This is a genomic window from Pseudomonas sp. TE3644, assembly GCF_056278815.1.
In genome coordinates this window covers 4,135,239-4,149,397 of the sequence record NZ_JBWBQF010000001.1, presented here as the reverse complement: position 1 = coordinate 4,149,397, position 14,159 = coordinate 4,135,239, and the positions used below count along the sequence as shown (strand labels likewise).

General features: G+C 65.4%; 10 protein-coding genes. 4 read left to right on the top strand and 6 right to left on the bottom strand.

Annotated features, from left to right (window positions below; all coding sequences use genetic code 11):
• Positions 1-11: 11 nt before the first annotated feature.
• Positions 12-1,301: a CitMHS family transporter gene (locus ACZ9GA_RS18240; protein WP_457361368.1), complete on the top strand. Its 1,290-nt coding sequence runs from the start codon at positions 12-14 to the stop codon at positions 1,299-1,301.
• Positions 1,302-1,310: 9 nt separating this feature from the next.
• Positions 1,311-2,003, top strand: coding sequence for a TerC family protein (locus ACZ9GA_RS18235; RefSeq protein WP_457361369.1), 693 nt, complete (start codon positions 1,311-1,313; stop codon positions 2,001-2,003).
• A 475-nt stretch (positions 2,004-2,478) separates the two neighbouring features.
• On the opposite strand, the gene ACZ9GA_RS18230 is transcribed toward ACZ9GA_RS18235, so the two are convergent.
• On the bottom strand, positions 2,479-3,897 hold the full coding sequence (locus ACZ9GA_RS18230) for a YncE family protein (protein WP_457361370.1): 1,419 nt from the start codon (positions 3,895-3,897) through the stop codon (positions 2,479-2,481).
• A gap of 114 nt (positions 3,898-4,011) precedes the next feature.
• Positions 4,012-6,240: a TonB-dependent siderophore receptor gene (locus ACZ9GA_RS18225; protein ID WP_457361371.1), complete on the bottom strand. Its 2,229-nt coding sequence runs from the start codon at positions 6,238-6,240 to the stop codon at positions 4,012-4,014.
• A 247-nt stretch (positions 6,241-6,487) separates the two neighbouring features.
• Between ACZ9GA_RS18225 and ACZ9GA_RS18220 the strand changes: the two genes are divergently transcribed.
• Both ACZ9GA_RS18220 and ACZ9GA_RS18215 read left to right on the top strand, forming a co-directional pair.
• A complete protein-coding gene (locus ACZ9GA_RS18220; RefSeq protein ID WP_457361372.1) occupies positions 6,488-7,183 on the top strand; it encodes a response regulator transcription factor in 696 nt (231 codons plus the stop codon).
• Positions 7,180-8,523, top strand: a complete 1,344-nt coding sequence (locus tag ACZ9GA_RS18215; RefSeq protein WP_457361373.1) for a HAMP domain-containing sensor histidine kinase — start codon at positions 7,180-7,182, stop codon at positions 8,521-8,523. The genes ACZ9GA_RS18220 and ACZ9GA_RS18215 overlap by 4 nt, the downstream gene beginning before the upstream one ends.
• 357 nt (positions 8,524-8,880) lie before the next feature.
• Here ACZ9GA_RS18215 and ACZ9GA_RS18210 read toward each other — a convergent pair whose 3' ends face one another.
• Genes ACZ9GA_RS18210 through ACZ9GA_RS18195 form a run of 4 tightly spaced genes read right to left on the bottom strand, consistent with a single transcriptional unit; the run spans position 8,881 to position 14,106 of the window.
• Positions 8,881-10,050 (bottom strand): fumarylacetoacetate hydrolase family protein, encoded by a 1,170-nt coding sequence (locus ACZ9GA_RS18210; protein ID WP_457361374.1) that lies wholly within the window; start codon positions 10,048-10,050, stop codon positions 8,881-8,883.
• Between the two features lie 15 nt (positions 10,051-10,065).
• The gene (locus tag ACZ9GA_RS18205) at positions 10,066-11,850 is read right to left on the bottom strand and encodes an IlvD/Edd family dehydratase (RefSeq protein WP_457361375.1); all 1,785 of its coding nucleotides are present in this window, start codon (positions 11,848-11,850) and stop codon (positions 10,066-10,068) included.
• 16 nt (positions 11,851-11,866) lie between these two features.
• Entirely contained in the window at positions 11,867-12,751 is an 885-nt protein-coding gene (locus ACZ9GA_RS18200) for an NAD(P)-dependent oxidoreductase (RefSeq protein WP_457361376.1), read from the bottom strand.
• Positions 12,748-14,106, bottom strand: a complete 1,359-nt coding sequence (locus ACZ9GA_RS18195) for an MFS transporter (protein WP_457361377.1) — start codon at positions 14,104-14,106, stop codon at positions 12,748-12,750. The genes ACZ9GA_RS18200 and ACZ9GA_RS18195 overlap by 4 nt, the downstream gene beginning before the upstream one ends.
• Between the last annotated feature and the right edge of the window lie 53 nt (positions 14,107-14,159).

The following is a 14,159-nucleotide window of genomic DNA, read 5'->3' as shown; positions in this document are numbered from 1 at the left end:
AGGAATTCGCCATGCTCATGATGCTCAGTTTTATCATGTTGGCCTGCTTCATTTTCTTTCTGATGAGCAAGAAGCTCTCGGCGCTTACCGCGCTGATCCTGATACCCACGCTGTTCGCGCTGATCGGCGGGTTTCAGGCCGAGCTGGGCAAATACATACTCGACGGCCTGCGCATGGTGGCGCCCAACGGCGTGCTGATGATCTTCGCCATGCTGTATTTCCTGACCATGACCGAGGCGGGCATGTTCGACCCCCTGGTCACCCGCATCGTCGGCGCCGTGCGCGGCGACCCGGTGCGCATCTTCATCGGCACCGTGGCCCTGGCGTTCATCGTGGCACTGGACGGTGACGGCGCCACCATCTACATGATCGTGCTCTCGGCCTTCCTGCCTATCTACAAACGCCTGGGCCTGTCGCTGCCCATGGTGTGCTGCCTGCTGTTGCAGGTGGCGGGCCTGGGCAACATGGTGCCCTGGGGCGGGCCCACTGCGCGGGCGGCCACGGCGCTGCACGTGGACGTGGGGGAGATGTTCGTGCCCATGCTGCCGGCGTTGGTGGCGTGCATGGTGTGGACCTTAGTGCTGGCCTGGGTATTTGGCCGCCGCGAGCGCGCACGCCTGGGCGGCGCCATCGACCTCAACGGCCACTTCGCCGATCACCAGGAACATCGCGGTGACAGCGGCTGGCGTTTCATTTTCAATTGGGCGCTGACCATCGCGTTGATCGTGGCGCTGTGCCTGGAAGTACTGCCCCTGAGCTACCTGTTCATGATCGCCGCCTGCCTGGCGCTGGTGGTCAACTTCCCCTCGCTCAAGGAGCAGCAGGCGCAACTGGAACTGCATGCGCCGCCGATCCTGGCGGTGTCCAGCCTGATCTTCGCCGCGGGCGTGTTCACCGGCGTGCTCACCGGCACCGGCATGGCCGACGCCGTGGCCCAGGGGCTGCTGAAAGTCATTCCCGATGCCTTCGGCCCCTACATGGCGGCGATCACCGCGCTGATCAGCATCCCGGTGACCTGGCTGGTGTCCAACGACGTGTTCTATTTCGGCATCATGCCCATCCTGGCGCAGACCGCCCAGGCCCACGGCATCACAGCCATCGAAATGGCCCGCGCCTCGCTGGTCGGCCAGCCGGTGCACATCCTCAGCCCCCTGGTGGCGTCGACGTACCTGGTGGTCAGCATGCTCAAACTCGACTACGCCGAGAACCAGCGCTTCACCCTGCGCTGGTCGCTGATGAACTGCGTGATCCTGTTGGTGGTGTCGCTGCTGACCGGCATCTTCCCCCTGTTCGTTCGTTGAGGTGTGCTTGTGACCTGGATCACCGACCCTTTTGTGTGGAGCGCCCTGGCGCAGATCATCGCCATCGACCTGTTGCTGGGCGGCGACAACGCCGTGGTCATCGCCATGGCCTGCCGACGCCTGCCTAAAGGGCTGCAGAGCAAAGCCATTTATGGCGGCATGCTCGGGGCCATCCTGGTGCGGGTGGTGATGCTGTTCTTCGCCTTGCAACTGCTGGCCGTGCCCTGGCTGAAACTGCTGGGCGCGGCGCTGTTGCTGTGGATCGGCATCAAGCTGGCGGCGAATCGCGAAGACGACGCTGACGAGATTGATGGCGGCACCCGACTATGGGGCGCGATCAAGACCATCATCGTCGCCGACGTGGCGATGTCCCTGGACAACGTGCTGGCCGTGGCCGGGGCGGGCAGGGGCAATCTGTACCTGGTGGCGGCGGGGGTGGTGATCAGCATTCCGATCATCGTCATGGGCAGCCGGTTCGTGCTGGCGGCGATGGCGCGGTGGCCGTGGATCGTGCAAGTGGGTGGGGCGTTGATTGGCTGGATTGCCGGGGGGATGGTCAGCGACAGCCTGAATGCGTATGCGCTGCTGGCGAATGTGCCGTGGGCCCATTGGCCGATCAGCGCTGCAGGTGCGGTGTTGGTGTGGCTGGCGGGCCGGTGGTTGGCCAATGCCGCGAACCGCCAGCCCGACACCGCCCCCTAAAGGCCCTCATCCAGATCGGATGTCGAACACACAAGGCTGGCAACGCCGATCCATCAGGCCATGGCACGTTGCAACAAATGTGGGAGCGGGTTCTACCCGCGAAGCGCCGCGCGGGCGGCGCTCGATCGCAAGCACGCCACCAACCCCAAGACATGCGCCCTAAACCTGTGGGACCGGGCGAAGCTCGGGAAGCGGACGGCCTAAATTCCGAGCCGTCCGCTTCCCGAGCTTCGCCCGGTCCCACAGGACGAGGATGCTGTGTGCGTTCGAGGTGCATGTCTTAGGTTGTGTGGTGTTCTTGAGATCGAGCGCCGCCCGCGCGGCGCTTCGCGGGTAGAACCCGCTCCCACATTTTATTGCAACGTGCCATGGCCTGATGGATCGGCGTTGCCAGCCTTGTGTTCGACATCCAAGCTGGACGCTGTTGTGGGCCCGGATGGCCACCCCCCGGCCCCACAGTGGCTTACCTCAAGGCTCAGCGGATCTGCGTAATTCGCGTAATCCGATCACCATCCTGATCATCCGGCCCCTTGGACTTGTTCACCGCAAACACATTGCCCTGCGCATCAGTGGCCACGTGGTTGGGGAAGGTGCCGTCGTCCAGGTTGGCCACCAGCTTGCCGTCGGCGTCCACCACGGTCACGGTACCGGCACCCCGGTTGCTGACGTAAGCCAGGCGCTTGACCGGGTCGAAGGTGACGTTCAGCGGGCCGGCGCCAGTCGGTACCAGGTGCAGGGTCTTGCCGCTGGCGACGTCGACGATGGCCAGGTTGTCGCTGTTTTGCGCGGCCACGAACAGGCGGTTGGTCTTGGCGTCGTACGCCACGCCCATGGCGGTTTTCACGCCTTCGAGGGGGAACACTTTTTCCACCTCACCGGTCTTGGCGTCGATCACCGCCGCTTCGTTGGTGCTCAGGCTCACGGTGTACAGTTTGTGGTTCTGGGCATCCAGGTGCAGGCTGGCCACCGAGAAGGCCGCGCCACGCTCGCCGCGTTGGCTGGACTTGATCTCGATGGTGTGCTCGACGGTCTGCTTGCCGGCGTCGAACATGACGATGTTCGGGCTGCCGGTGGCGCCGGCGAAGGCTTTGTCCAGGCCGCCGTCGATGACCACGTCACGGGCGTGCGCCACGGTGTCGGGGGCGAACTGCTTGACCAGGGTCAGGTCGGACTGGCGGTAGATGGCCACGCTGTTCTGACGGGTGTTGGTGACCCACACGTTGCCATTGCGGTCGTCCACGCCCACGCCGTACACGGCGTACACGTTGCCGGGCTCGCGGCCAGGTGCTGCGGCCGGGGTGACGCGGGCTTCAACGGCCAGGGTCTTGGGGTTGAGCTTGAGCAGCTGCGATTCCTTCACCGGTGGGCGGCCCACGGAAGCGGTGACGAACACCGCGCCCGACTTGGCGCTGACGGCGGATTGGTACAGGCCCGGCACCAGTTTGGCGCTGGTCTGCTTGAAGCGCTCGGTGCCCGACAGCGGCACCACCGGCGACACCTTCAGCGGCAGCACGGCGGCGGCCGACGGGTTGCTGACGTTGACCACGATCGGCTGCTGGCCCACGGCGGCGTCGGCCGGCACTTTCAGCGCGCCCTTGAAGCCACCCTGGGCATCAGCCACGTAGGCTTCGGCGTTGAGCACGGTGGTGCCGCGGATCAGGGTGATGTGCTGGCCTGGCTTGAAGCCACGGCCCATCAGTTGCACGTCGCTGCCAGCGGTGATGGCGCCGCCGTTGGCGGGCATGGCCATGATCTGGCCCTGGTAGTCCGGGTCGGGCGTGTCGAAGGCCGATTGGGCCATGGCGGCCTGCATGCCCAGGCTCATCAGACCGATCAGCGAGGCCAGCTTGCACAGTTGGCTGGCAGGGGACAGCGCGCGATTGCGATGTTTCATCGAAGACTCCATGTTGAAAGTGGGCATGCCCCGTGGCGGTCCACGGGGCAGCGATCATATCAATAAGCAATGATTCTCATTCTATTTTTTACAATTTGCTACATTTGTACAGAATCAGAACGAGGTGCTCACGCTGGCGTACACCGCCTGGCCATGCTGGTTATAGGTGGCTGCACCGGCGCTGTTGGAGTTGCCTTCGCGGTACAGCTTCTTGTCGAAGATATTGTTCACGCCAGCGCCCAGGCGCACGTTCTTGGTCACTTGATAGCCGACGTTGATGTTCACCAGGCTGTAGGCGCCCACCTCGTCGGTGTTCACGCCAGCGGCGTCAACCTTGGTGGTGGCGGTGGTCGGCGGCTTCTGGCGGCCGAAGCTGGTCACGCTCAACTGCGTGGAAAACTTGTCGGTCACCTGCCAGTCCAGCATCGAGTTGACGGTGTACTTGGGGATCATCGACAGCACGTTGCCGGTGTCCAGGTCCTTGTTTTCCTGCATGTAGGTACCGTTGGTGGTCCAGGTCAGGTTGTCGGCCAGCGGCACGGTCAGGTTGGCCTCGAAGCCCTGGGTCACGGCCTTCTTGGCGTTCTCCCACTTGAGAATCATGTTGCCGCCCGAGGAGTAGCCCAGCACGTCGGTGCCGGCCACCACCTTGTTGTGGTAGTCGTTGCGGAAGAAGGTCAGGCCTGCCACCCAGCCGTCACGCTTGAACTCCAGACCAATCTCCTTGTTGACGCTGGTCTCGGCCTTGAGGTTGTCGTTGCCCTGGATATAGCAGCTGCCGGTGCTGCCGATGGGGCAGCCGTTGCCCGAGCTCAACAACAGGTAGTTGGGGTCCAGCTGGTACAGGTTGGGGGCCTTGAAAGCGCGGGCGATACCGGCTTTCAGGGTGAAGTCCTGGTTGAGCTTTTGCGACATGTTCAGGCTGGGTGACCAGTTCACGCCGAAGTCGGTGTGGTCGTCCATGCGCACGCCCGGTGTCAGGGTGGCGCCTTCCCACGGCTCGATGTTGTCCTCGGCGAACAGCGAGCCGATGTTGGCGCTGGCCTTGCTGCTGCGCGTGCCCGAGGCCAGGCCGGTGATGCTGTCGGCACTGGTGGTGCCGCTGTAGTAGCTGCCCGACGACAGTGCCTGGCTGGTGGACGCCGGGTCATCCAGCTCCTGGCGGTTGAACTCGCCACCCACGGTCAGCACCTGGGGCAGGCGGCTGCTGAGCGGGATATTGAACTCGCCGTGGGCCAGGTAGTTTTTCAGGTCGCTGGTGGAGAAATCGGTGGAGTCGATGGTGCCTTCCACGCCACCGGTCAGGCCTTCATCCAGGCGGCGGTTGCGGGTGTGTTCGTACTGCATGAAGAACTTGCTGGTGCCGAAGTCCCAGTCGCCGTTGTGGGTGATGGCGAAGTTTTCGCGGTACATCACGTTGGTTTCGCGGCCCACCCACGGCGCGGCGCTGGCGGCTTTCTTGCTGGTCAGGCTCTGGTTGTACTGGTTGTCACCGGCGTAGATGTTGCCTTGGCGGCTGAAGCCGGCGTCGAAGTCGATGCTCTGGCGGTCGTCCAGCTTCCAGGTCAGGCGGCCGTTGACGTCCCTGTTGCGCACGCCCTCGGCGCCCGAGGCGGCGGACTCGCCTTCGGCTTCGTGGCCCACGTTGATGTCGCTGCTGTCGCGGTCGGTCTTGCTCAGGTTGCCGTACACGCGATAGGTCAGGTTCTCGGTCAGCGGGCCGCTGAGGCCGAAGGTGGCGCGCTTGGTGGCGCCTTCGTCCTTGTCCTTGGGCATGTCGGTGTACACGCTGAAGTTGCCGTGGGTTTCCTGGGTGGGTTGCTTGGTGATGATGTTCACCACGCCGCCCGCCGCGCCGTTACCGTAACGGGCGGCGGCGGGGCCACGCAGCACTTCGATGCGCTGCACTTCATCGGCTGGCACCCAGTTGGTGTCGCCACGGGTGTCGCGGTCGCCGGTGCGGCCGTAGCGCACCGAGTTGCGCGACTCAACCGGCAGGCCGTCGATCAGGATCAGGGTGTTTTCCGGGCCCATGCCGCGGATGTCGATCTGGCGGTTGTTGCCACGCACGCCGCTGGCGCTGTTGCCGGTCAGGTTGACGCCGGGCATCTTGCGGATGATGTCGGACAGGTCGTTGACCGGCGGGGCTTTCTGGATATCGTCGGCAGTGATCACGGAAACGCCCGGGGCTTGTTTCAGCTCCTTCTCGGCGGTCACCAGGGTGTTGTCCAGCGTGATGGCGGTGTCATCCACCGGTGCAGTCTGGTCGGCCAGCAGGGCAGGTGAGGCGGACGCGGCCAGGATGGCCAGTGTGATACGGCTGAGTGAGGCATGGAAACGCACGACGATACTCCCCTTGAGTGATTAAGGCCTGCGCCGCAGCATTCCGTGTTGCGGCTTCAGGCAGTCGTCCAGACGGGGGGCGATGATAGGGAGTTGTAATTGAAAATAAATCGCATTTACAAAATTTACCTAAACCGTGTATTTGTAAATTTCGTAAAGGTGGTTCGGTTACAGTTGGTAACGATTATAATTTGCATCCGAGTACCCGCAGTCCGTTGAGAACCCGCCCGTGATCCATTGTTCCCCCGTGCCCACCCCCGCGCCGAAAATCCTCGCCGTGGAAGACGACCTGCTGCTGGCCGCCCACCTGGATCAGCACCTGCGCAAACGCGGCTTCGACGTCACGGTGTGCCACAGCGTGGGCTATGGCGCCGACCTTGAGGACTGGCGCGGCTTCGACCTGATCCTGATGGACATCATGATGCCCGGCCGCGATGGCCTGAGCCTGTTGGGCCAATTGCGCCAGCAGAACCGCGTGCCGGTGATTCTGATGTCGGCCCTGGGCGCCGAGCAGGACCGCATCGTCGGCTTCAGCCAGGGCGCCGACGACTACCTGCCCAAGCCGTTCAGCATGGTCGAGATGGACGTGCGCATCGACGCGGTGCTGCGCCGCGTGGCTTACGAGCGTTCGGCGCCCGAATGCGTCAGCAGCGGACAATTGCGCCCATGCGCGGACGGCGTGCTGGATATGCAGCAGGGCGAGGTGCGTGCCGGCCTGACACCGGTGGAATTCCGCCTGGTGGAGACCCTGCTGTCGCACCCTGAAGAGGTGCTGAGCAAGACCTTCCTGTACCAGCGCGTGCTGCACCGACCCTACTCACAGCAGGATCGGGTGCTGGACCTGCACGTCAGCCACGTGCGGCGCAAACTGGCGGCCGTCGGCTTTGAAGGGCGGGTGGAGACCGTGTGGGGCAAGGGTTACGTGCTGAGGCTGCAGGCATGAGGGTACCCAGGCGCAACTCGCTGTTCTGGACCCTCAGCGCGCTGTTGCTGGTGCTGATCCTGCTGATCATCTTCGTCAGCCGCACCTGGGGCATGCATTTCGAGCGCGAAGGCTATCGCCTGTCACCGGCAGCGCAGCACACGTTGCTGGGCTATGCCGCGGAAGCCGAATCGGTGGTGCGCGGCGGCGGGCCGGCCGATATCGATCGCTGGCTGTTGCAGTTCAATGCCCGCGAACCGGGTTGGGCGGTGGTATTGGGGCCGGACCAACAGCCCCTGGGCCAGCGCCGCCTGGTGCCGGTGGAGCGCCACCGCCTGGGCTTTGCCCGCGAGCTGGACTGGGCCATGAGCGACCGTGCCCATGACCGGCCGATCATCAAGATCGCTTTCCCCCGTGACCCCGGCAGCGGCCAGCTGGTGATGCGCCTGCCCGAGCGCTTCATGCCTACCGCCTCGCTGGGTTGGCAGATGGTGGCCCACTGGCTGGTGCCCGCGGCGCTGGCGTTGCTGCTGGGGGCCTTGCTCTACCGCTTGCTGATCGGCCCGCTGGCGCACCTGCATGCCTACGCCAATGCCCTGCACGTGGGCAAACTGGGCGCGCGCCTGGACCCAGCCATCACCCGTCGCGGCGATGAGCTGGGCGACCTGGGCCGCGCCTTTCATCACATGGCTGACCGCCTGCAGAACACCGTGGCCTTGCAGCGTCGCCTGCTGCGCGACATGTCCCACGAATTGCGCACGCCCCTGAGCCGCCTGCAGGTGGCCCTGGAAAGCGATGCCGACGCACCGGCCCTGCGCCAGCGCCTGGACCGTGAGGTGCAGTGCATGCGTCAGCTGGTGGACGACACCCTTGAGCTGGTGTGGCTGGACACCGAGCGGCCGCAATTGGCGCTGGATACCGTGGACGTGGGCACCGTGTGGGAGATGCTGCGCGAGGATGCCTGTTTCGAGTCGGGGTGGTTGCCTGAGCGCATGCCGAACACGTTGAATGGCCCATGCTGGGTGCATTGTCATCTCAACGGGCTGGCGCAGGCGATGGAGAATATTCTGCGCAATGCCATTCGCCATTCACCGGTGGATGGCCAAGTGCGGTTGGGGGGGCGGCGTGAAGCGGATCATTGGCATCTGTGGATTGACGACCAGGGCCCGGGAGTGGCGGAAGGGGCGCTGGAAGGCATCTTCGAACCCTTCACCCGCCTCAGCGCCAGCCGGCCGGGAGGCGATGGATTTGGCCTGGGGCTGACCATTGCCCGGTGTCGTGTGCAATTGCAGGGTGGCGAGTTGTGGGCGCAGAACCTCAATCCCGGTTTGCGCATGAACCTGCGCCTCCCTGTAGCTTGAGTGGTGATGCGGGGGCTGCATGTTTAACAGGGACACCGTATCGATGCCATCGCGAGCAAGCTTTGCTCCCACAGTGTTGCGCCGAACACCTGTGTAGGGCTTCACACTGTGGGAGCAAAGCTTGCTCGCGATGAGGCCAGCAGCCTCACCGCACAGCCTGCATGTACCCAACAATGTAAAGCCCCACACAGATGCTCGGCTCAACACTGTGGGAGCAAAGCTTGCTCGCGATGAGGCCCGCAGCCTCGCCGCATCGCCTGCATGTACCCAACAATGTAAAGCCCCACACAGATGCTCGGCTCAACACTGTGGGAGCAAAGCTTGCTCGCGATGAGGCCAGCAGCCTCACCGCATCGCCTACAAATACCCCCGCCGCGCCAGGTTGCGCATCAGCGCCGCCACCCCAAAAGTCCACGGCGGTGCCTGGTGGCTGCCGGTGACGCGGTTGTGCAACCCGCCCAGGCCAGGGCTGTGGATGCTCACCAGGTCACCCTCCTTGTGGGTGAAGCCCTGACCCGGCTGGTCCCGGTCATCGGTAGGGGCGAACAAAGTGCCCAGGAACAGCACGAAGCCGTCGGGGTATTGGTGGTTGTGGTTCAACGCTTGTCCGGCAAGGTCCTCAGGGTCACGGCTGATCTGCGCCATCGAACTATGACCCTGCAGCACATACCCATCCTCACCCTGCACCCGCAACGCCACCTCGCACTCACGCACCTGATCCAGCCCGAAATGCTCATCAAACAACCGAATAAACGGCCCCAGCGCACACGACGCGTTGTTGTCCTTGGCCTTGCTCAGCAGCAACGCACTGCGCCCTTCAAAGTCGCGCAGGTTGACGTCGTTGCCCAAGGTGGCGCCATGAATGCGCCCACGGCTGTCCACCGCCAGCACCACCTCCGGCTCAGGGTTGTTCCAGTGCGAACCAGGGTGCACACCCACCGCGCTGCCACTGCCCACCGCCGCCAGCACCGGCGCCTTGGTGAAAATCTCGGCGTCAGGGCCGATGCCCACCTCCAGGTACTGCGACCACATGCGCTGCTCGATCAGCACCTGTTTCAGGCGCATGGCCTGGGGCGAGCCGGGCACCAAGTCGCGCAGGTTGTCGCCGATCACTTCCTGCACCAGCGCCCGAATGCGCTCGGCCTGGCTGGCATCGCCTGCGGCTTTTTCCTCGATGACGCGCTCGATCATGCTGGCGGCAAAGGTCACCCCCGCCGCCTTGATCACTTGCAGGTCGATGGGCGCCAGCAGGGAAGGGCGGCTGTCGTCACGCTCGCCACCGCTGTTGGCCAGCAGCGCTTCGACACTGCCCAGGTCAGTGCCGGTGGCGTCGCGCACCGCCGCCAGGGGCTCGGGGCGGTTGAGCAGTTCGCTGACCGTGGCGAACTGCGCCGTGCAGTCCAGCACACGGCCGTCGCGGATCACCACCACGGCCGGCCCGGCAATGGCGCCGGGGCGCCAGACGCGGCCGATCAGGGTGGCGCGCGGCCAATCGTGGGGCAGGGAATTTTCGATGGTCAGGTGCATGGCTAGTCCTTGCGCTCAATGGGAATGACGCGGCGCGCCGTTTTCCGGAATCACCCGCCAGTACAGGGTGGCCGGCTCCAGGCAACCGCCGGTGGACAGTTGCCCCACCAGCTGGCGATACAGCTCCTGCCACGGGGTCTGCGACGGTGGAATGCTCAGCGGTGCCTCCTGGCGGCGTGCGTCCAGCGTCGCCTCATCCACCAGCAGATTGACGCTGCGCGCATTCAAATCCACGCGCAGCCGGTCACCCGTGCGCAGCAACGCCAGGCCACCGCCCACCGCCGCCTCCGGCGACATATTGAGGATCGACGGGCTGGCCGATGTACCGCTTTGGCGGCCATCACCCAGGCACGGCAGCGAGTCGATACCGCGCTTGATCAACTCGGCGGGCGGGGCCATGTTCACCACCTCGGCGCTGCCGGGATAGCCCACGGTGCCACAGCCACGAATCACCAGGATGCAGCGCTCATCAATGTCCAGGCTGGGGTCGTTGATGCGCGCCTGATAGTCCTCGGGCCCGTCGAACACGATGGCCCGGGCTTCGAAGCAATTGGGCTGCAGCGGGTCGCTCAAGTAAGTGCTGCGAAACGCCTCGCCCACCACCGACATCTTCATGATCGCGCTGTCGAAGAAATTGCCGCTGAGCACGATAAAACCGGCGCGGTGCTTGAGCGGTTCTTCGCAGGTGCGGATCACTTTGCGGTCGACGGTCTCGGCGGCGGCGACGATCTCGCCCATGCTGCGCCCGCTGACACTGCGGCAGTCACGGTGCAGACGGCCGACCTTGTCCAGCTCATGCATCACTGCCGGCACGCCGCCGGCGCGGTGGAAGCCTTCGCCCAGAAACTCGCCGGCCGGCATGCAATTGACCAGCAGCGGCACGTCTTCGCCCACGCGCTGCCAGTCATCCAGGCTCAAGTCGATGCCGCTGTGGCGGGCGATGGCGATCAGGTGTGGTGGGCAGTTGGTGGACGCGCCCAAAGCCGAGGCCACGGCGATGGCGTTCTCGAAGGCGGCGTGGGTCATGATCTGCGAGGGGCGCACGTCGTCGCGCACCAGGTCGACGATGCGCAGGCCCGTGGCGTAGGCCATCTGCCCGCGCTCGCGGTACGGCGCCGGGATGCTCGCGCAACCGGGCAGCGACATGCCCAGCGCTTCGGCCAGGGCGTTCATCGACAGCGCCGTGCCCATGGTGTTGCAGTGGCCGATGGAAGGCGAGGCGGCCGTGGTCATTTCCATGAAGCCGTCGTAGTCGATGTCCCCGGCGGCCAGCAGGTTGCGCGCATGCCACAGCACCGTGCCCGAGCCGATCAGCTTGCCCTTGTGCCAGCCGTCCAGCATCGGCCCGCCCGACAGCACAATCGACGGCAGGTCGGTGGTGGCCGCCGCCATCAGGCACGCCGGGGTAGTCTTGTCGCAGCCGGTGGTCAGCACCACGCCGTCCAGCGGGTAGCCGTGCAGCACCTCCACCAGGCCCAGGTAGGCCAGGTTGCGGTCCAGCGCCGCCGTGGGCCGCCGCGACTGTTCGGCGATGGGGTGCACGGGGAATTCCATGGGGATGCCGCCGGCATCGCGAATGCCGTCCTTGACCCGCTTGGCCAGCTCGATGTGGTGGCGGTTGCAGGGCGTCAGGTCGCTGCCGGTCTGGGCGATGCCAATGATCGGCCGGCCCGATTGCAGCTCGGCACGGGTCAGGCCCTGGTTCATGTAGCGTTCGGTGTACAGCGCGGTCAGGTCGGCGTGGGCCGGGTCGTCGAACCACAGCTGGCTGCGCAGGCGACGGGGTGGGGTTTGGCTCATGGCAGGCTCCGGGGCGTCATTCGGGCAAGTGGTTGTGGCGGCGCAACTGGCGGATCAGGGCGGCGTGGTCCAGGTCACCGTCACCGGCGTCCACCAGGGCGCTGAACAGACCGTCCACCAGGGTGCCGACCGGCAGGCTCAGGCCCAGGCTTTGCGCGTGGGCGAGGGCGGTGCGGGTGTCCTTGAGTTGCCATTTGGCCGGGCCGCCGGGGGCGAATTGATCGTCGATCATGCGCTGGCCGTGCTGGCGCCAGATGGGCGAATCGACAAAGCCGCCCATCAGCGCTTCATGCACCTTGGCCGGGTCGGCGCCGCCGCGTTCGGCCAGCAGCAGGCCCTCGGCGACGGTGGCGATGGTGCTGGCCACGATCAGCTGATTGACCAGCTTGGCCAGCTGGCCACTGCCGGCCGGGCCCACCAGCACGGGCCGGCCCATGGCCGCCAGCACGGTACGGCCCTGCTCGAAAGCGTCGGGCGTGCCGCCGACCATGATCGCCAGGCTGCCCTCGCGGGCACCGCGCTCACCGCCCGACACCGGCGCATCCAGGTAGCCCAGGCCACGCTCGGCGCAGCGCCGGGCGTGGTCGGTGGCGACGTCCACCGGGATCGAACTCATGACGATCACCAGCGCGCCGGGGCGCAATGCCCAGGCTGCGCCGTTGTCGCCAAACAGCACCTCGGTGCAGGTAGGCCCGTCACTGAGCATGCAGATCAGCACATCGGCGTCGGTGGCGGCAGCGCGGGCGCTGTCCATCACTTGTACGCCGTCGTCGGCCAGCACGGCGGCCTTGGCCGGCGAGCGGTTCCAGGCGCGTACGGGCAAGCCTGCGCGGCGCAGGCAGCGCACCATGGGCGCGCCCATGATGCCGGTGCCCAGGAACGCGAGGGTAGGGTGGCTCATGCCTTGTCTCCCATCAGGGTGGTGTGGGCCGCAGGTGTTGCGCGGCGGGGCATCAGCATCATGCCGATGCCGGCCGCGCCCACCAGGGCGGCGATCACCAAAAAGCCCGGCGTGTAGCTGCCGGTGGTGGTGTAGAGCAGGCCGGTGATGTACGGCCCGGTGAATCCGCTGAGGTTGCCGATGGAATTGATCAGGCCGATGCCAGCAGCGGCACCCACCCCGGTCAGCACCTGGCCCGGCACGGCCCAGAACACGTTGATGGCGCTGTACACGCCGATGGCCAGCAGCACAAAGCCGATGACGATGATCCACGGCTGGTTGATCAACAGCGCCAGTGCGATGGACACCGACGCCAGCAGGGCCGCGCCGCCAGCGTGCCAGTGACGCTCCTGCAGGCGGTCGGAGCGGCGGCTCCAGACAATCATCGCCACCGCCGCCAGGGCATAGGGGATGGCGGTGATCAGGCCGTTCTGCATCAGCCCCAGCTCCAGCCCGAACGAGGCGCGGAACGACTGCAGCACGCTGGGCAAAAAGAAGTTCATGGCGTTGGAGCCGGAGGTGATGCCGAAATACACCAGCGCCAGCAGCCACACCTGGCGGTTGCACAGCACCTGGCGAATCATCTGGCCCTTGCTCAGCGCCGCGCCTACCGCCAGCGGCTTGTCGCGTTCCTCGCGCGCCAGGGTGTCCATCAACCAGGTGCGCTGCTGCGGCGTCAGCCAGTGGGCATCGGCGGGGCGGTCGGTAAGGTAGAAATAGCAGACCACGCCCAGCACAATCGCCGGGATGCCTTCGGCCATGTACATCAGCCGCCAGCCCACCACACCCAGGGTGTCACCCAATTGCATCAGCCCCACCGACAGCGGCGCGCCGATCACCTGGGCAATGGGCACGCCCAGGTAGAAGGTGGCGATCATCCGCGCCCGATAGCGGGCGGGAAACCACAGCGACAGCAGGTAGATCACCCCCGGGAAAAACCCGGCCTCGGCAATGCCCAGCAGCACCCGCAGGGTGATGAAGTGCCCGGCGGTCTGCAGCAGGCCCATGGCGCTGGCGATGATGCCCCAGGTCACCATGATGCGCGCTATCCACACCCGGGCGCCGAAGCGGTGCAGCATGATGTTGCTGGGCACCTCGAAGATGAAATAGCCGAGGAAGAAAATCCCCGCGCCCAGGCCATAGATGGTCTGGTTGATGCCGATGTCCTCGTTCATGCGCAACGCGGCGAAACCGACGTTGGTGCGGTCCAGGAAGGCGACCACGAACAGCAGGATCAGGAAGGGCACCAGGCGTTTGGTCACGCGGCTGATGGTCTGTTTTTCGATGTCCGACATCGCAGAATCGGGTGTGTGCATGTCGCGTGGCCTCGCCTTGTTATTGTTGTGGGGGCTGGTGCAAGCGGTGCGGC